General features: G+C 33.6%; 17 protein-coding genes. 8 read left to right on the top strand and 9 right to left on the bottom strand.

The genetic code is table 11. From position 1 onward, the window contains the following. Positions 1 to 12: 12 nt before the first annotated feature. The 4 genes from allD (ACSUE0_RS02560) to allC form a co-directional block, all read right to left on the bottom strand. A complete protein-coding gene (allD, locus tag ACSUE0_RS02560) occupies positions 13 to 1062 on the bottom strand; it encodes an ureidoglycolate dehydrogenase (protein WP_042363368.1) in 1050 nt (349 codons plus the stop codon). A gap of 161 nt (positions 1063 to 1223) precedes the next feature. Next, positions 1224 to 2255 carry an ureidoglycolate dehydrogenase gene (allD, locus tag ACSUE0_RS02555; protein WP_119614455.1) on the bottom strand — a complete coding sequence of 344 codons (1032 nt, stop codon included), beginning with the start codon at positions 2253 to 2255 and terminating at the stop codon, positions 1224 to 1226. 15 nt (positions 2256 to 2270) lie between these two features. After that, complete coding sequence (gene allE, locus ACSUE0_RS02550) at positions 2271 to 3059, bottom strand: (S)-ureidoglycine aminohydrolase (protein WP_119614454.1); 789 nt, start codon at positions 3057 to 3059, stop codon at positions 2271 to 2273. Between the two features lie 85 nt (positions 3060 to 3144). Next, complete coding sequence (gene allC / locus ACSUE0_RS02545; RefSeq protein WP_436955937.1) at positions 3145 to 4377, bottom strand: allantoate deiminase; 1233 nt, start codon at positions 4375 to 4377, stop codon at positions 3145 to 3147. Positions 4378 to 4549: 172 nt separating this feature from the next. Here allC and ACSUE0_RS02540 point away from each other — a divergent pair, with 172 nt between their 5' ends. From ACSUE0_RS02540 to ACSUE0_RS02530, 3 genes are all read left to right on the top strand, one after another. Then, positions 4550 to 5371 (top strand): alpha/beta hydrolase fold domain-containing protein, encoded by an 822-nt coding sequence (locus ACSUE0_RS02540; protein ID WP_436955935.1) that lies wholly within the window; start codon positions 4550 to 4552, stop codon positions 5369 to 5371. 19 nt (positions 5372 to 5390) lie between these two features. Next, positions 5391 to 6641, top strand: coding sequence for a Zn-dependent hydrolase (locus ACSUE0_RS02535; RefSeq protein WP_119614451.1), 1251 nt, complete (start codon positions 5391 to 5393; stop codon positions 6639 to 6641). 201 nt (positions 6642 to 6842) lie between these two features. Then, positions 6843 to 7430: a histidine phosphatase family protein gene (locus tag ACSUE0_RS02530; protein ID WP_119614450.1), complete on the top strand. Its 588-nt coding sequence runs from the start codon at positions 6843 to 6845 to the stop codon at positions 7428 to 7430. Between the two features lie 291 nt (positions 7431 to 7721). Here ACSUE0_RS02530 and ACSUE0_RS02525 read toward each other — a convergent pair whose 3' ends face one another. Then, positions 7722 to 8222 (bottom strand): GNAT family N-acetyltransferase, encoded by a 501-nt coding sequence (locus ACSUE0_RS02525; protein ID WP_119614449.1) that lies wholly within the window; start codon positions 8220 to 8222, stop codon positions 7722 to 7724. A 561-nt stretch (positions 8223 to 8783) separates the two neighbouring features. On the opposite strand from ACSUE0_RS02525, the gene ACSUE0_RS02520 reads away from it, so the two are divergent. From ACSUE0_RS02520 to ACSUE0_RS02510, 3 genes are all read left to right on the top strand, one after another. Beyond that, on the top strand, positions 8784 to 9353 hold the full coding sequence (locus ACSUE0_RS02520; RefSeq protein WP_119614448.1) for an RNA polymerase sigma factor: 570 nt from the start codon (positions 8784 to 8786) through the stop codon (positions 9351 to 9353). Then, the gene (locus tag ACSUE0_RS02515) at positions 9343 to 10152 is read left to right on the top strand and encodes an anti-sigma factor (RefSeq protein ID WP_436955932.1); all 810 of its coding nucleotides are present in this window, start codon (positions 9343 to 9345) and stop codon (positions 10150 to 10152) included. Before ACSUE0_RS02520 ends, ACSUE0_RS02515 begins: the two co-directional genes overlap by 11 nt. A 137-nt stretch (positions 10153 to 10289) precedes the next feature. Then, the gene (locus tag ACSUE0_RS02510) at positions 10290 to 11765 is read left to right on the top strand and encodes a Mur ligase family protein (protein ID WP_436955930.1); all 1476 of its coding nucleotides are present in this window, start codon (positions 10290 to 10292) and stop codon (positions 11763 to 11765) included. A 60-nt stretch (positions 11766 to 11825) separates the two neighbouring features. Here the strand turns inward: ACSUE0_RS02510 and isaB are convergent, their stop codons facing one another. Together isaB and ACSUE0_RS02500 are read right to left on the bottom strand one after the other, a co-directional pair. Continuing rightward, the gene (gene isaB, locus ACSUE0_RS02505) at positions 11826 to 12524 is read right to left on the bottom strand and encodes an immunodominant staphylococcal antigen IsaB family protein (RefSeq protein ID WP_436955928.1); all 699 of its coding nucleotides are present in this window, start codon (positions 12522 to 12524) and stop codon (positions 11826 to 11828) included. A 191-nt stretch (positions 12525 to 12715) separates the two neighbouring features. Beyond that, positions 12716 to 13336, bottom strand: coding sequence for a M15 family metallopeptidase (locus ACSUE0_RS02500; protein WP_119614434.1), 621 nt, complete (start codon positions 13334 to 13336; stop codon positions 12716 to 12718). A gap of 624 nt (positions 13337 to 13960) precedes the next feature. Here ACSUE0_RS02500 and ACSUE0_RS02495 point away from each other — a divergent pair. Together ACSUE0_RS02495 and ACSUE0_RS02490 are read left to right on the top strand one after the other, a co-directional pair. Then, positions 13961 to 15442 carry a catalase gene (locus tag ACSUE0_RS02495; protein WP_436955926.1) on the top strand — a complete coding sequence of 494 codons (1482 nt, stop codon included), beginning with the start codon at positions 13961 to 13963 and terminating at the stop codon, positions 15440 to 15442. Positions 15443 to 15464: 22 nt separating this feature from the next. Then, a complete protein-coding gene (locus ACSUE0_RS02490) occupies positions 15465 to 15791 on the top strand; it encodes a PH domain-containing protein (protein ID WP_119614436.1) in 327 nt (108 codons plus the stop codon). Between the two features lie 56 nt (positions 15792 to 15847). Here ACSUE0_RS02490 and allB read toward each other — a convergent pair whose 3' ends face one another. Together allB and allW are read right to left on the bottom strand one after the other, a co-directional pair. Beyond that, positions 15848 to 17209 carry an allantoinase AllB gene (gene allB / locus ACSUE0_RS02485; RefSeq protein ID WP_436955924.1) on the bottom strand — a complete coding sequence of 454 codons (1362 nt, stop codon included), beginning with the start codon at positions 17207 to 17209 and terminating at the stop codon, positions 15848 to 15850. Further along, positions 17199 to 18689, bottom strand: a complete 1491-nt coding sequence (gene allW, locus ACSUE0_RS02480; protein ID WP_119614438.1) for an allantoin permease — start codon at positions 18687 to 18689, stop codon at positions 17199 to 17201. Before allW ends, allB begins: the two co-directional genes overlap by 11 nt. Between the last annotated feature and the right edge of the window lie 80 nt (positions 18690 to 18769).

Below are 18769 nucleotides of genomic sequence, written 5' to 3'. Positions count from 1 at the left end.
ATGCCTCCATTATTATTCTGCGAATCTATTTTTTCCGTGGTAGCGATCATAATGTACATCATCCGAAACTAAATATTCATAGATGTCATCAACAATTTCTATACCATTTTCATCATATTTCTCACTGCGCATACGGCCACGTTCACCGGGATAGAAAATTTCACCATATCCTTCTGCAGCAGGCTGTGCTTTAAGCTCATCTAACATAGTTGAAATACGTGTCTTAAACAGTTCTAAATCAGTGAAAAATTCCGGATTTATTACAATATGCAATTGTCCTAAATCTCGTCCTTTGGTTAAATCTTTATACATTGATGATACGTGTACACCATGAGGCACACCTAATAAACTACCAGATAGGATATCGACCATCATCATTAAGCCATAACCTTTAGGGCCAGCTACTGGAACGAGTGCATGTACATCTCTAGCGTCAGTTGTAGGCTCACCTTGTGCGTCGACTGCCCATGTATCTGGAATAGATAAATGTTTCGCTCTCGCATCGAGCACTTTCCCCCACGCTTGCACTGTTGTTGCCATATCAAATGTAATAATACGGTCGTCATTCGATGGCGCACTAAATGCAATCGGGTTAGTTCCAAAATAAGGTTCCGTACCACCAAACGGCACTACCATCGGATCTGATTGACACATACTAATACCAACCATATTCTCTTTTGCAGCCATTTCGACAAAATAACCAAGTGCCCCACTATGAGAAATGTGCTTCATACCAACAACTGCAACACCACTCTCTTTAGCCATTGCAATAGCTTTTTCCATTGCTTGTTTCGCAGCTTGGTGACCAGGGCCATTGTCTCCTTCAAAGACTGCAGCTGAAGGTCCTGTTTGTTCAAATTGATAGTTTGGATTAGCTGTTATGCCACCTTTGGCAATACGTTCTGCATAATACTCAACTCTGACAGCACCATGAGAATGGATACCTCTGTGATCTGCAAACGTCAATACATCGGCAACATCTTGTGCCGCACTTTCGTTTAATCCAGCTTTTACCAATTTATTTTTCATGAGTTCAAGTAATTGTTCTTTAGATACACGCATACGAAAACCTCCTCACTTTATAGTCAATTCCACTAAATTTTATCTACGTTTAGTCTATTTATTGCATTAAAAAGGAAGCTACTTGGGAGAGTAAGCTTAGTCTTTAAATGTATGCCCTCATACATTTCATAACGTTCCCATTTCACTTCCTTTAGTTTTATTTAATACAGTTTCTCTGATACTAAATAGTCATAAATACTTTCAGCGACTGGAATACCACTTTTAGCATAACGATGTTTTACTGTTTCCTGAATTTCCCCAGGATAGTAGACTTGTTCAAATCCTTGTGCTGGTTTTATGTCATGTAACTCATCAACCATTTCAGAGACTTTTTCTAAAAATAATGTTTTATCTCCAAAATAAGCTGGATTAATTACAATATGAAACTGCCCTAATCTACGGTACTGGCTTAAATCCTTATACATTGAAGTGACATGTTGACCAAATGGCAATCCTAGGAGGCTACCTGCTAAGATATCAACCATCATCATTAGTCCGTATCCCTTAGGTCCTGCAACTGGTAATAATGCCGCCACTTCGAATGGGTCGGTTGTCGGTTCTCCTTGATTGTCCACCGCCCATGTATCTGGGATTGATTTATGTTTGGAACGCGCATCCAAGATTTTTCCCCATGCTTGCACTGTTGTTGCCATATCGAACAAAATAGGTTCACCCGATTGTCGTGGTGCAGCAAATGCAATAGGATTCGTGCCAAAGTAAGGCTTCGTACCACCGTATGGTACAACCATTGGATCTGATTGACATACTGTAATAGCTACCATTCCTCGTTTTGCAGCTTGTTCTGCAAAATAGCCAATAGCGCCACTATGTCCCATTTCTTTGACACCTACCATACCAATACCACTATTCTCAGCCATGGTGATAGCTTCTTCCATTGCCTGATATGCAACATAATGTCCTACTGCATTATCTCCAAAATAAGTTCCAGCTGAAGGTCCATTTTGCGTAAATTCTAAACTAGGTTCTAAATTATAACCTTGCTTTGATATACGTTCTGCATAATATTGCATGCGTACAGACCCATGAGAGTGGATGCCACGCTCATCAGCAAATATCATAAGGTCAGCCGTTTTGTCTGCTTGTACTTCAGGAAGACCAGCTTGCGTCAATTTTCTCTTGAACAGTTCACGTAATTTATCTCTTTCAACGTATACTAACGTCTCTTCTTCCATCGTTAACAACCTTCCTTAAATTTCAATATCTCTATTAGCATCTTTTGAATAGATGTATGCAAATGGTTCGTCTAAACCTACTGCATATGTCGCTTGAGGCGCATAGGCACCCATAAAGATATAATCTCCTTTATCAACTGGCATCCATTCATTATCTAAGTTGTACATGCCACGTCCACTTAAGATATAAGCACCATGTTCTTGTACATGTGTTTCTATATAGCCATGAGATGCACCAGGTTTAAATGATAAAATATGAATATTCATATCATATGCAAGTTCTTTTGGTAAAAGGTCTAAGATTTTAACTTCTTCCATGCCTTCATACGGTTCTTGCACCATGTCATTAACGTTTCCAGTAACTACTTCTGGTGTATATCCTTCTAATGGTTGGTAACGTTTTTTGTATAAAAATACTCTACTATCATTATTTTGGTTACTGTTTTCAAATGTCATAACTTGATGAGATGGAACATATAAATAACCGCCTGCACTTAACTCATACTTCTTATCATCTGCGTACGCATTAATATTACCGTATTCAACATAGATAAATGTTTGTACACCGTTACCTCCAAAGCCTTGTTTGTTGCCGCCTTGATTTTTCAAAGTAACTAAATAATCAACAAAACGAGCACCTAATCTTGGAGTTCCCATGATTGTTACATCACAATCTTCGAAACCTGGTACTACATTATTAACTAAGCCATCTGGCGTAATTACTGCATAATTATCCTTTTTAATTACTGAACGTGTTTCTAATAAGCCTTCTCTATAACCTTGATTGTGGTTTAAATAACCCATAAAAACATTACTCCTTTTCTCTATTTGGAATTATTATTTTCTCGTTTAAAATTGCTGATCAATTATTATTTAACTGTTTCAATCCTTATTCTTTATAAGCAAGTTGATACAATACTTGTTTAAGCACCTCTATACCTTTAACCAAATCTTCAATATCGGTCTCTTCTGAAACATTGTGACTCACACCATTAATAGATGGGACAAACAACATTGCGGTCGGTATGTATTTAGCAAAGATTTGAGAATCATGCCCTGCACCCGATGGCATCATCTTACTGTCATTAGAACCAACTACTTGTTCAGCAGCTTGTTCTACTAGTTTGACTAAGCTTTCATCCATCATGGTTGGCGCTTCGTCCATCCACAAGTTAATGTCGTATTCGACACCTTCTTGTTTCGATACCGTTTTGACGCAATCATCAATCGTTTTCGCAAAACCATTTAACGCTTCTTGATCGATGTGCCTACAATCAATTGAAAAAGTCACCTCACCTGGCACTACGTTAACTGTGTTTGGCACTGGATCAACACGACCAAAAGTAATGACTAGTGGATCACCAATCGCTCTTGCTTTATCAGTTAGCTCTGTGGCGATTTTACTGAAAGCAACTACTGCATCTCTTCTTAATCCCATCGGTGTTGTTCCTGCATGGTTTGCTTCGCCTTTCAAGTTAATTGTGTAACGTTTTTGTCCAACAATACCATTGACGACGCCGATTGCTTTCTTCTCAGTCTCCAATACTTTGCCTTGTTCGATATGTACTTCAATAAATGACTTAATATAGCTATAATCATTATCTTCACTGCGATAATCAAAACCAGCGTTGTTCATCGCTGCTTTAAAATTAATACCCTCGCCATCAGCAATATCATTCACGTCTTCACTTTTCGCTAAGTTAAAGAAGTTTTTGCTTCCCCAAAACGCATACGGGAAACGGCTACCTTCTTCTTCAGCTAATGCCAAGACTTCAAGTGAACGTAGTGGTTGGCCATGCTCAGCTTTCAATGATTGCATTGCAACCAACGCTGCTAACACACCAAACTGACCATCTAAATGGCCACCTTCAACAACGGTATCAATATGTGACCCAGACATAATTGTTTCTTCGGGATATTTGCTACCTTCAATACGTCCTTTTAAATTACCGACACTATCAAAACTAGCTTCAAATCCTTCTTTTTCTAATGTATGTTTTAATTCATGTACAGCATTTGACCACTCATCTGAATATAGTAAGCGCGTAATACCGCCACCGTTTAATCCACCAAAACCGGTGAATTTTTTATCTAAAGATTCAAAAGAAGATCGTATGTCCATTAAATTCAACTCCTTTTTCATTTCATAACCAATTATAAGCGTTTACATTTTAGTTATCATTCACATTTCTAACAATAATGGTTAAGACTTTTATTCGATTTATACAAATACTTCTAAATATTTCTTTGAGATACTATAGTTAGCAAATTTTATATATAGGAGGATGATAGGTTTGTCTCAATATCATTCTAAAATTATGACTGAAGATGGATTCACCTTACCTTTCACAGTTATTGAAGCAAAAAACAAACACGCAAAAGGCGTAATAACGTACTTTCATGGTGGCGGATTAATCTTTGGAAGCCCTGACGATCTTTCACAGAATTACATAGATTTATTAACACAAGACTTTCACCTCGTCCTAGCTTCTTACCGTCTCGCACCTGAAAGTAATATAAACACAATCATTAGTGATGCTTTACTACAATATGATGCAATTAAACAGCGCTATCCATCACTACTTTTATTTACATTCGGTCGTTCTGCAGGTGCTTTTTTAGCAATGATTGTCTCAACACATCGTCAGGTCGATGGCATTGTTGATTTTTATGGTTATTGCCGTGTACATGTACCATCATTTTTAAGACCAAATTTACAGTACCAAACACTATCATCTAAAATCACTCCTGAGATACTTAAACAATTGATTCAACAGCAACCGTTAACCTCTGGGCCTATGCAAGCCAGATATCCTATTTATATACATGCACGTGGAGAAGCTAAATGGCTAGATTATTTAGGCATTCAGACCTCAACGCAAAGTGATCATAATATTTCAGCTCAGCAACTCAATCACTTTCCTCCAACGTTCATTGTCCATTGTATCAATGATCCAGATGTACCATATAGCGAAAGTGAATATATCTATCAAAACGTAAAAAATTGTCATATGGAAACTTTAGAAGATAATCAACATGACTTTGATAGAACAGTAAATGAAACTAGCATTAATTTATATAAGAAGGCCGTACATTTTTTAAACCAACTCATTTAATTGAAGGAGAATGTTTATAGTGAATTTACAAAATGTTTTAGATAATTTTCAAACGTTTAATAACTTTGCTCGAAATGAACGAAATGGCGGTATTAATCGTATCGCATTTACACATCCAGAGAGGCTAGCTGCATTAAAGTTTTCTATGTTATGCCAAAAAGCTGGATTAGATGTATATTTTGATTTTTTCGGAAATGTCATTGCACGTAGAGAAGGTAAAGATCCATCTTTGAAACCTGTAGTTTTAGGTTCTCACATTGATACTGTGAAAGACGGTGGCCAATATGATGGGTTACTTGGTGTATTAGGGGCTTTAGAGGTTATTGAACATTTAAATGCACATCAAATAGAAACTGATCACCCTATCATCGTTATTGCTTTTGCCTGTGAGGAGTCAACAAGATTTAACGAGGCTACATTAGGAAGTAAATACTTAACAGGTAAGATGACTAAATCTGATATGAAATATATTAAAGACAATGAAGGCAATATACTTTATGATGTCGTCGAACCCTTATCTCAAGATATGCACGGCAAGGCTGCATTATTTGAACGTAACCAAATTAAAGCATTCTTAGAGCTACACATTGAACAAGGTCCAATCCTTGAAAAGAACAACAAAGATATTGGTATTGTCACAGATATTGCTGCTCCTCACCGTTTTAAGTTGAATATCCAAGGTGTCACGAGTCATTCTGGTTCCACCCCTATGCCTATGAGAATTGATGCACTGACTACATCGTCAGAAATTATTTTAAGTATTGAATCTATAGGGCGAGCTTATCATGACCAAGGCATTGTTACGACAGTTGGTTACGCTAATGTATATCCAAATACGATGAATGCAATTCCAGGAGAAGTCACTTTGCTTATTGATATTCGTGGAAAAGATCTAGCCGTACGTGAACAAGTTGTTACAGAAATCAAACAACAAATTCAAGCTATTACTCAAAAACGCAAAACAGTATACCATTTAGAAGATTTAGGCCAAGATAACCCACGAAGTTTCAATCATAAAATGGCTCAAATTACTGAACTGAGTTGTCTTCAGTCCGACTATAGTTTCCGTTATATGTATAGTGGTGCAGGCCATGATGCGATGAATTTCGCACCTATTTGTCCCACGAGTATGATTTTTATTCCTTGTAAAAAAGGAATTAGTCATTCACCAGAAGAATCTGTCACTGAGCAACAAATAGCCAAAGGTATTCAAGTTTATATAGATACAACGATTGAGTTAGCCAGACTAGAAACAATATTAGAAAATTAATACATCTATTAGAAAATGTTTCTTTCGTTGATTTTCTCCAAAATAATAATATAATTAACAACTAAAGTGAGCAGCCTATTACACAAAGTAGGCTTCTCACTTTTTTACACACTATATTTCATGAAAAACATTACATGTTAAAATTAAATTTTTGGCTTCAAAATACTTTTAAAGACTATACAATGACAGAGGTTGATTATAATGACGAAGATATGTTTTATCAGACATGGGGAAACTGATTGGAATACTGCTGGGAGATTACAAGGACTTACAAATATCCCTTTGAATGAGAAGGGGATCGAACAAGCCAAAGCATGCGGTCAGCATTTAAAAGAATCACATTGGGATGTAATACTTACAAGCCCATTATCAAGAGCTAAAACAACTGCACAATGGATTCAACATTACTTAAATATTCCATTAATAGAAAACGACGCGTTTATCGAAGTCTCTTTTGGGAATGCTGAAGGTTTAACTCCGGAAGAACGCAGTGCAAAATTCCCTTCACTCATTTATCCAAATAAAGAAAAAGAAGCGGTAATCAAAGACCGCTTCTTAAAAGGTATCGATTTAGTTAATAATACTTATAAAGATAAAAATATATTAATCATTTCTCACGGAGCTTTTATCAATGCAATATTTCATCATTACTCAAATGGTAACTTGGGAACCGGTATCACAAAACTTACAAACGGCAGTATAAGCACACTAAAAATTACTGATGGTCATTATACTATTATCAACTATGACCAAACTTCACATTTGCCGATGCAAAGCTCAGGAATCTAAAAACATTAAGCACATGAAACAGAAATCTAATGTATTTAAAAAGATTTCGTTGCCTTGCCCTGGCAATATGACTAGATTTTGAAAGTGGTTAAATGTTCACCTGAGCTTTCGCTCATGCATAAGGGAGCGGGACAGAAATCAAATTTTCTAATATAGATTTCGTAGTCCCACCCCGGCAAGGGTGACTAGGATTGAAAAAAGCCTGATATAACCGTATTTTCAATTCAGTCACCTACTGCCAAATTGAAAACGAGCCTGAGACATCTATTTATGTCTCAAGCTCTATAACAGTTAGTATTCACTTCTCAAAATAGCGTAGTTTAATGTATCACTATATTCACCGTCTACTAGTCTATTTTCTCTAAATACGCCTTCTAGCTTCATTTCTAAATTTTGTAACACCATTCTCGCCGCTATATTATTTGAATCAATAGATGCCCATACTCTGTTTAATTTCAGCACTTTGAAAGCATATTTTATAATGGTTTTAGCTATATTTGTTGCTATACCATTGTTCCAATAATTCGGATGAATAATAAATTCAATTTCGGCACTTTTATTTCCTTCATCTATAGCTAATTGTATCGTCCCAATAACTTTATCAGTATCAGGATTAACTAAAACATTATAAACAAAATTCGAATCTTGATTTATAACTTCGCCAATAAATTGTTTTGTCTCTTCATAAGTTTGAGTACTCCAAGTTTGATACTTAGTTACTTCTGTTAAATTATGTAATTCACTTATATCATCTATATCTGTATCTATTAAATCTCTAGAATAGAAATCCATATTTACCCTCCTAAGATTTTAGAAATCAACTATTATTGCTACCTTCTTCATATCACTTTTGCAGTTTGAATAATTTATGAATTAGGTTTTTATATTAAATTGAACCAAGTATTTTATCAGCAAACACATACTTTTCTATATTATTATCAGCCACTGGTACATTAGATCTTATCAATATAGAATTTATTTAATTTAAGTATTCAATGCTGTCACTTTAATTTATCATAGGTTAAATACTACTAAAAATGAAAGCAATTATTTCAATAGTCACATGGCCTCAACACTCAAAATCTAATTTAAACACTAACGCCGAACTGATTTAAAATTACTCAGCAAACCAATAATTCATAACTATATTTTCAAAATTTAAATTTATAAATAAAATTCATTTATAGGCATTATAACTTTATATACACATTAGTTAAATATTAAGTTATCATTTAATAACAACTTAATATTTAACTTTTTTATTTTATGAATATATTTCAGTAAAAAGTTCCCCCTGATTGGTGAACTTTTTTTATTCAAATTACGTATTTTTATAAACAAGGAGGGGAAAGCATGCTAGATGAAAATGATCTATATAAACTGATTGTTGAGAAAAAGGATAGCAAAAGTCTAGAAATCCTATATGATCGGTACGAGTCATTGTTATTTAATTTGGCTTATAAAATCACTCAAGACAAGCAATCTAGTGAGGAAATCTTACAAGATATTTTTATGAAAATTTGGCATCAAAAAGCAATGTTCAAATCTGAAAAAGGTAAATTATCAACTTGGCTCATTACACTATGTCGTAATGGAGCAATTGATATTGTAAGAAAGCGAAAAATCACAGAAAGTGAATTCAACGAGGAATTTCAGGGACTGCAACTGAGCGGCTTACCTGAGTATGATTTATTAGATAAAGAATGTTCAGAACAAATTCAAAAAATGATTTCATATTTAAATAAAGATCAACAAGATATCATTGCCCTATTTTATTATAAAGGGTTAAGCCAACAAGAGATTGCATATAAATTAAACACACCTTTAGGTACTGTAAAGAGCAGACTTCGATTATCAATACAACATTTAAATAACTACTTTAAAAAAGTTTCAAGAAGGGAGCGTGAAGAAAATGAACGATAAAAAAGTTGATAAAGTATACGATTATTTTAATGACAATTTAGATGAACACGAAAAAGAAGAAATTGAAAAAGAATTAAATTCATCTTCTGAAAGTGACGAAGCTTTAAATGCCATTAATATTCTTCACGATACGCTTCCTTATAGTAATAAAGAAGTTGAACCTCCAACAGGGATGAAGCAAAGAATATTAGACTCAGTTATTAATGAAGACCATGAAAATCAACAGAATCAATCAAGAGACCACAATCAAGACACTACGCCTTTGCATAAAAGTGTTACCCAAAATTCAAATGAATCACAACAATATAAACAAACTGATTATAAGCAAACTAAGCATACGTGGCTCAAACAACTTTCTATAGGGATTATGGCAGCATTATTACTGTTATCACTGATTGGAAATGGCGTTCAATATTTTAACCACAAAGAATCACAAAAACAATCATCACCATTGATAAATACCAATGATACACACGCCATCAATTTGAAATCTATGAATGAGGAAAAAACACAAGGTCAAGCTTATGTATCTAATAGCAAAACTAATAATAAGTTAATGGTCGAAGCTAATGATATTAAAGCTACAACAGGTAATGAAGTTTATCAAGTTTGGATCATTAAAGGTGACAAACCGTATCCCGCAGGAACATTCGCAACTAAAAACAACAAAGGTATGGTTGTATTCGACTTAAATGACACCGATGTAGGCAAAAACGATACCATTGCAATCACTTTAGAGCCTTCACCAAACAACGCAGAACCTAAAGGACAAATGATCATGGCTAGTAAAGAAGTTTAATAAAATCATCTAAAAGGATTACAAATTTATGTGATCCTTTTTTAATTTTCATACGTATATCTCTTAATTACATTTTTAATAAGACACTGATTATATTTGTACGATTAGAAACTGAAAAGAAAAGGTGGAGACAAACTATGAAAATAACCGTTAAAGATATCTTGTCAGTCATTAAGCAAAATACAGTAAAATCTTCAAAATGTGTGAAATTGGATTCAGAAGTTGTTTGTGAAAAAGTTACTTCAATGTACCAAGATATAAGCCAAGCTACCCTATTTATGCTAAAAGATTCTGAAAATGTAACACATTATGCTCAATGTGCTAATAAAATGAGTCCTTTACTTGTGATTACAGATGCGTCCCCCTCTAAATTTAGCCATTTAGAAAATAATATGCCTATTATTTATATAAGAGATTTTCCAGAAGTAGCTAATAACTTAGTCAAATTATTTTATAAAAATGCAATTGAAAATACTAAATGTATCGCTGTTACAGGTACAAATGGCAAAACGACAACAAGTCATATGATTGGTAATTTACTTACACAACTTGATAAAAAAGTGGCTATTATAGGTACGCTGGGAATATACGATTGTAATTATAATAAACTTAACTTTAATCATTCAACTCAAACTACACCAATGTATTTTGAAATGGCTGAGATTATAAATTATTTTTATAACGAAAATTATGATTATATCGTTTACGAAGCTACTTCTATAGCTTTGGATCAACGACGGACAGATTTTATCAAAAATGATTTAGCCGTTTTTACTAATTTTAGTCCAGAACATCTAGAATATCACGGTACTATGACTAATTATTTAAAAGCTAAATTAAGATTAGATAGATTAAGCTCACTAAATTTAGTCAATTTAGATACGGCAGAATATCGTACTATTTTAAAAGACGAACAACATTTTTCTACTACACAAAATGCATATTATCGATATCATATTACTAATGACACTATTGATATCGAAATTAACGATGATGCATATACTATCATACCTAAGTTTAAAGGAGGGCATAACTTTATAAACTTAGCCACAAGTATATTTGCTTTAGACAAATTGGGTTTTGATTCAAAGAAAATCGTTAAAGTTGCTTCCACAATTAATCCACCATTACATCGCTTTCAAATAGTAGAAATAGATGCTTATACGATTATATTAGATTTTGCACACACTGCTTTGGCCATTAAAGAATCTATAAATAACGCTTTGAATTATAGTAAAAGTATTAACAAGAGCTTAAATACAATGGTTACAGGCATAGGATTAAGAGGTTTAGATAAAATAAAACTGACCGTAGATACATTACCTCAAGGTGTTCATAAGTTGATGATCGCTGCAGAGCAAGTAGGATATGAAGACCCAGAAAAAATCCTTCGCTTTATGTTTAAGCATTTACCAGATTGCTATAAAACGAGTAATGTTTTGCGTGGTTCTTCACGAAAAGAAGGCATAAAATCACTTTTACAGGCAACAGATAAAAATAATGAGATTATTTTACTTACTGGTATAAATGAACCACAAAATTATAAAGGCCAAAAATATGACCACGATGATCACGAATATGTAAAAAAGATATTACAAGAACTCAAACATTAAACAACAATACTAAAAAACCCCTTAAATAGGGGCTTTTTTATGCATTAATTCATATATAAATTAACTAATCATTACTTTCATTAAATAGCCATGCTTATCGAAGAAAGCTTTATACATACCGTTATTTGTTTCATAAGTCATATAAGAGCCATCCGCCGTCTTGCCTTCATCCACCATATTATTAGCCATATGTGATTTTTCAAACATTTCTTTACTTATCGTATCTGGTTTCGTATCAAAAGTTATATGAATTACTTGCCCATCTTTATTCATATCGATCATTGAGTCATAAACTGCTTTACTTGATGCAACATCTTTATCAGATGTAGCTGTATTAACTTTATAACCATCAATCATAACGTTGTCATGTTGTAATGCTCTTACAAAATCATATTCTTGAGTAAATTGTCCATCATATGTTGTATATCCATTATAATTATAATATGGCATCATAGTTTTTTGCCCCATCTGCTCGTTCATTGCCATGTCTTGTTGGTTCATGTTGTTATTCATTTGTCCCATTTGCTCGTTCATTGACATGTCTTGTTGGTTCATGTTGTTATTCATTTGTCCCATTTGCTCGTTCATTGACATGTCCTGTTGGTTCATGTTGTTATTCATTTGTCCCATTTGCTCTTTCATTGACATGTCCTGTTGGTTCATGTTGTTATTTGTTGTCGTATTGGCTTGAGCTGATCCTGCTCCTAAAAATAGACTTGTCGCTAATACTGATGAAATCATTAATACTTTATTATTCATAAATCTCCACCCCTTTTTTAATATTTTATGAATGATTCTTGTTGTGTGTTTCTTCTTAATCTTACGCTTAAAAACAAAAGACTGTTTTACTGACAATAAAACTAATTGTTTTGCGTAATGCCCCCTTTTTATTCTACTTACTAAAACATACGTATTTTTACTATTATAAGTTCACTTTTTATAAAAATTATTTAAACTAAATGAAAATATTCTTCTAACGTGAGGTTAGTATTTTTCATTTTTTTCGCATCTTCTTTCCCTAAATACCTTAAATGCCATGGTTCGTACATAAATTGGGTAATGTGTTCTTTACCTTCAGGATATCGAATAATAAAGCCATAATGATGAGCGTTATCTTCCAACCATTCACTCTCTTTAGTATATTGAAACAGTTCCTTAGCTGATTCATGTAACCCTGGAGTAGCAACATCAAAAGCAAGACCAGTCTGATGTTCAGAAAAGCCAGGTTTTGCGCTATATAGCTGCGCTTTTTTTAAACCATCACGTTGCACATATATATTAAACAATCGCATCTGCTTAAGATACGAACGAAAACCACTTATAATAATCAATTGAAACCCTTGTTTATCTGCATCACTAATCATTACTTTTAAAGCATTTAATGCTTCTAATTTTGGAAAAGGCGTATAAAATGGAGAAATTTTATAATCTTTATTTACAATAATATGATTATTACAGTAATATGCTCCGTTCCTTTTTATAATAGTATTATCATAGTGCTTTTGTTTTTTATTTATAAAATAAATTATTGCAGTTGAAATTATAGCTACACCCGAGATTAATTTTTTCATATACTCATCCTTATCATCACATATTTTTATAAAAACATACTTCTTGTAACGTTCAGTTCACAAATCTTAGCTTTCATTTTTAAACTTACTTTACCCTAGCGCTACTTCAATTTATGTTTTATGAACTATAAATGCCTCCATATTTGCATCATTGACAGACTAATACCCCAAAATATTTAACCATTATTTGTTCAATAACATTACATTTAATAAAATGATAAATCAATCAAAACCTCAAAACATAAAATTGCACATAAAATTGAACTTGATATTATAATCTATAAATTTCAATTATAGATAATTATTATCAATTAAAATGATTTTTTGAGAAAAAACTCTGTACATTAACGGTTTTTTAGATATAATAAATTATAATAATTATAAAAAGATATTAATTATAATTTGGGAGGTTTAATAATTATGTAAAAACTATCTATCAAGCCTTATATTAGAGCTATAAAAACAACGCTAGCTATGTTTATACGACTTTCATTGTCGAAACTCTGTATAAAATATTACTTAATATAAATTTGAAGCTCTGTTTCCAACATATTTTTACTGGAAAGGATTCAAATTCATTTATTTGACGATAAAAAATATGATTAAAATAAAGGAGATTAAACTATGAATAAAAAATTAACAGGGCTATTTGGTGCTCCCGTATCAGATAGAGAAAATAGTATGACTGCAGGTCCAAGAGGTCCTTTATTAATGCAGGACATTTATTTCCTTGAACAAATGGCACACTTTGATAGAGAAGTAATTCCAGAGCGTCGAATGCATGCTAAAGGGTCAGGCGCATTTGGTACCTTCACAGTAACAAATGATATTACAAAATATACATGCGCAAGTATATTTGCTGAAATCGGTAAACAAACAGAAATGTTTGCACGATTTTCAACTGTGGCAGGCGAACGTGGTGCAGGCGATGCAGAACGAGATATTAGAGGATTTGCTTTGAAGTTTTATACAGACGAAGGTAACTGGGACTTAGTTGGTAATAATACACCCGTATTCTTCTTTAGAGACCCTAAATTATTCCCAAGTTTAAACCATGTGGTTAAACGGAATCCAAAAACAAATATGAAAGACCCACAAGCGAACTGGGATTTCTGGACATTATTACCAGAAGCTTTACACCAAATTACGATCTTAATGACAAATCGCGGTATCCCTAAAGGCTTTAGAAATATGCATGGTTTTGGTTCTCATACATACTCTATGTATAACGATAAAGGCGAACGCTTTTGGGTCAAATTCCATCATAGAACACAACAAGGTATAGAAAACTATTCTGCAGAAGAAGCCGAACAAGTGATGGCTAAAGATAGAGATTCTTCTCAAAGAGATTTATTCAATAATATAGAACAAGGCAATTTCCCTAAATGGAAAATGTACATTCAAATAATGACGGAAGAACAAGCTCGTAATCATAAAGATAATCCTTTTGATTTAACTAAAGTTTGGTATAAAGATGAATATCCATTAATTGAAGTTGGTGAGTTTGAATTAAATCGAAACCCTGAAAACTATTTCCAAGATGTTGAACAAGCTGCATTTGCACCAACAAACATCGTCCCTGGTTTAGATTTCTCACCAGATAAAATGTTACAAGGTCGACTATTTTCATATGGAGATACTCAAAGATACCGCTTAGGTGTTAACCACTGGCAAATTCCAGTGAATCAACCTAAAGGTGTTGGTATGGAAAACATATGTCCATTTAGTAGAGATGGGCAAATGCGTATCTTAGATAATAATCAAGGCGCTAGTACACATTATTACCCAAATAGTAACGGCACATTTGAAGATCAACCACAGTACAAAAAACCCGCTTTAGATATTCAAGGGCAAGCATATGAATATGACTTTCGTGAAGATGACGATAATTATTTTGAACAACCTGGTAAATTATTCCGTTTATTATCATCTGAAGAACAACAAACATTATTTAAGAATACTGCGAATGAAATGAACCCCGTTACCGACGCATTAAAACACCGCCATATCAGACATTGCTATAAAGCCGATCCTGCATACGGTCAAGGTATAGCCGAAGCTATGGGAATTGATATTAATGAAGTAAACTTAGAGGTCGCAGACTAATATACAAGAAAAAGGTGATTATATGATATTAGATAACGTAAATCCAGAAGATTTGTTTCCAACTGAGAAAAAAGGACCTGCCATTCTAGGTAAAATGGAATATCCTATCAATGGTAATGTAAAAACATATGATGCTGCATACATTGCAACAAATGAACGTCTTATCTTAAACGTAGATATGGATGGCCAATTTTACTATAGAAATATCCGTTATGATGAAATAGAAGATGTTCAATTAGATAATGATACACTAACAATGCGTTTTAGTATTGGCACATTTCCAATTACAAATTTAAATAAAAATGACGCCGAACAATTCATAAGTTATATCGAAACTAAGCGTACTTAATTAAAAAAGGATGACTTCTACCAATGATTGCATAGAAGTCATCCTTTTTATTAAGATTATATAAATTGTCCGATGCGTTTTTCTGAAATACCAGTTTCTTGGTTGTAAATTTCTTCGCCTCTTAAAATAGTTTGTGTTACTTGCGCGCCAATTTCACGACCAATATAAGGGCTCATCTTATTACGATATGCTAAATCTTCTGCTGTTAAAGTATATGGCGCATTGGGTTTAATTAATACAAAATCTGCATCTTTTCCAACAGCTATGCTACCTTTTTCTTCCAATCCAAAACGTTTGGCAGGTGCTGTAGCAATAATATCTGCAAATTTATTTAATGACATATTACGTTTTTGAACACCTTCGTCAAATAAAATATCGACATTATTTTGTAACCCAGCTATACCGCCCCATGCTTCAAAAGCATTATCTGTATCTTTTAAGTCGGGTGTACAAGGAGAGTGATCGGACGTAACAAATCCAATATCACCATTTAGTACACGATTCCACATACCTTCTAAGCGTGATTTTTCTCTGATTGGCGGAGAACATTTTACGACTGGACCAATGTCATCTAATTCTTCCTTGTAGAAGTAAAGATAGTGTGTACATGTTTCACATGAAATATCTACTCCTTCTTGTTGAGCTTTGATAATTTCATCTACACCTTCTTCACAAGCAACATGTACAATATGCACACGACAACCAGTTTCTTTTGCAAATAAGATAATCTTACGAATTGGCTCAACTTCAGTAAATACTGGTCTACTATCGACATATGCACTTAAAGTTGTTTCACCATTAGCCTTAGCAATTTCACCTAAACGGTCAGTGATTGTTGCATTTTCAGCATGAATAGAAAGTAATTTACCAGTTTTAGCAATTTGTTTCATACCTTCGTATAATGAATAATCATCCACATTTTCAAAGTCACCTTCTATTGAACGATCACCACATGTTGCTAAAAACGCTTTATATGCTACGACACCCGCTTCATCTAACTCTTGAATACCGCCGTTTAAATTATATGGTACTAAACCGCCATAACTCGCAACATCAACTGACAATTCATCTTTACCAGCATCAAATTTTGCTTGAATAGAAGCTTGATCAGTTGTTGCAGGCACTTGATTTAAAGGCATTTCAATAAATGAGGTTACACCACCTTTTGCTGCTGCGCGTGTACCAGTAACATAACCTTCCCAGCTATCACGATAACCGCCGCCTGGTTCAGTAATATGCACATGTGCGTCTACCATACCTGGTGATACGATTTGGTTCTGAGCGTCAATAACTTGTTCAGCTTCACCTAAATCTTGACCAATAGCAGCAATCTTGCCATCTTTAACACCGATTTCTACATTTTGCTGACTATCTTCTAAAATGACTAATCCATTTTTTAAAATTAAATCATATTTCATTATAGTTCACTCCTTCTTGTTTTTTTGAAAATAATTTAACTGAATAGTGTAAAACGATATAAACTAAACTGGATATAAAGAACCCAATAAACCATGAAAAATCAGAAATAACCTTAAATGCTGGTAAGAATCCGAGCAATGAAATGACCACACCTACTACCGTTGCAATATAAGCAGAAATATTAACTCTTTCTATTTTTATATCTTTATCATGTAAATCAAAATACAATTTATCAATATCAATACGACATTTAGATACTAAGTAGAAATGTACTATCATTACACCTGCAACAGGACCAAGTATTGCACCAATAGCATTTAAGAATAAAAAGATGCTATCCTCATTTTCCATCATTTTCCAGGGCATAATAACAACACTTAATACAGAAGCAATAACTACACCACGTTTATAATTAATCCATTTAGGTAATAACGCACTTAATTGATATGCAGCTGGTATAATATTACTCGTTGCATTCGTAGAAATGGTTGTCATTAATAACACCCCTGTCGATATCAAGATCGCCCAGAAATTACTCCATTCATTAATAATCGTTAAAATATTCCACTCTTGATGGCCTAAGTAAATAGAACCACCAATGATAATAAACACACTAGCAATAGCAAATAACACATGCGCAACTACTATACCGGAAATCTGACCAATAATTTGTGTTTTAGTAGATTTAGCATTTTGTGTGAAATCAGATACACTTGAACCTGGTCCAGCCCAAACACCTAATAAAGAGTTGAAGATTAAAATAAATGATAAAATGGCTGGATATATAATACCGTCTGTTTTTGTTGATATTTCATAGTTCATGATATTGCTGAAACCGCCAGCAACAGTCACACCCCATATTGCCATACCACCAAACACTATATAAATGAGCGGATTTAAAATAGCAGTGAATTTATTCAGTATGTCACCACCACCAAATCCAATTGCAAAACTAATTGCCCAGAAAATTAAAAATGCGATTAACCCTGGTACCGAAATACCTAGAATTGAAATGCCACTTCCAATGTTTTCAAATCCTGGGAAAATCTTATTTAATAAAATAAGTAACGCTTGAGAACCAGCAAATGTTTGTAAACCAAACCATGCGATGCCAGCTACAACACCACGTAAAACACCAGGCAATTTAGCGCCGATATCTCCATATGTATCACGTAACTGCATTGCGAAAGGTATTCCGTATTTAGAACCAGCATATCCATTTGAAACGAGTAATAGTGCAATAACAAATGAACTTAAAATCAAGGCAAATATGACTTGTAATGGTGATAAACCTATTAATAGAAAACCACCTACCGCTGTATAGTTAGGTATATTATGAACAGCACCCATCCATAAAGTGAAAAAGTTGAATGCTGAATTATTTCGTTGAGCTGATGTCTTAGGCATTATATCTTTATTATAACCACGCTTTTCAAAGAAAGCTTGATTATGAGCCGTTTCATTCTCCTGTGTTCCCATCTGTATATCTCCTTTGCTTCAATAGGCTATAACTATCTTAATCAATCTTTAATTTACATTTTATTACGTATGTAAGCGTT

Source organism: Staphylococcus sp. AS1337 (assembly GCF_051408735.1).
In the GTDB taxonomy this organism is placed as follows: Bacteria; Bacillota; Bacilli; order Staphylococcales; family Staphylococcaceae; genus Staphylococcus; species Staphylococcus xylosus_B.
This window is presented reverse-complemented; position numbering and strand designations above follow the sequence as displayed.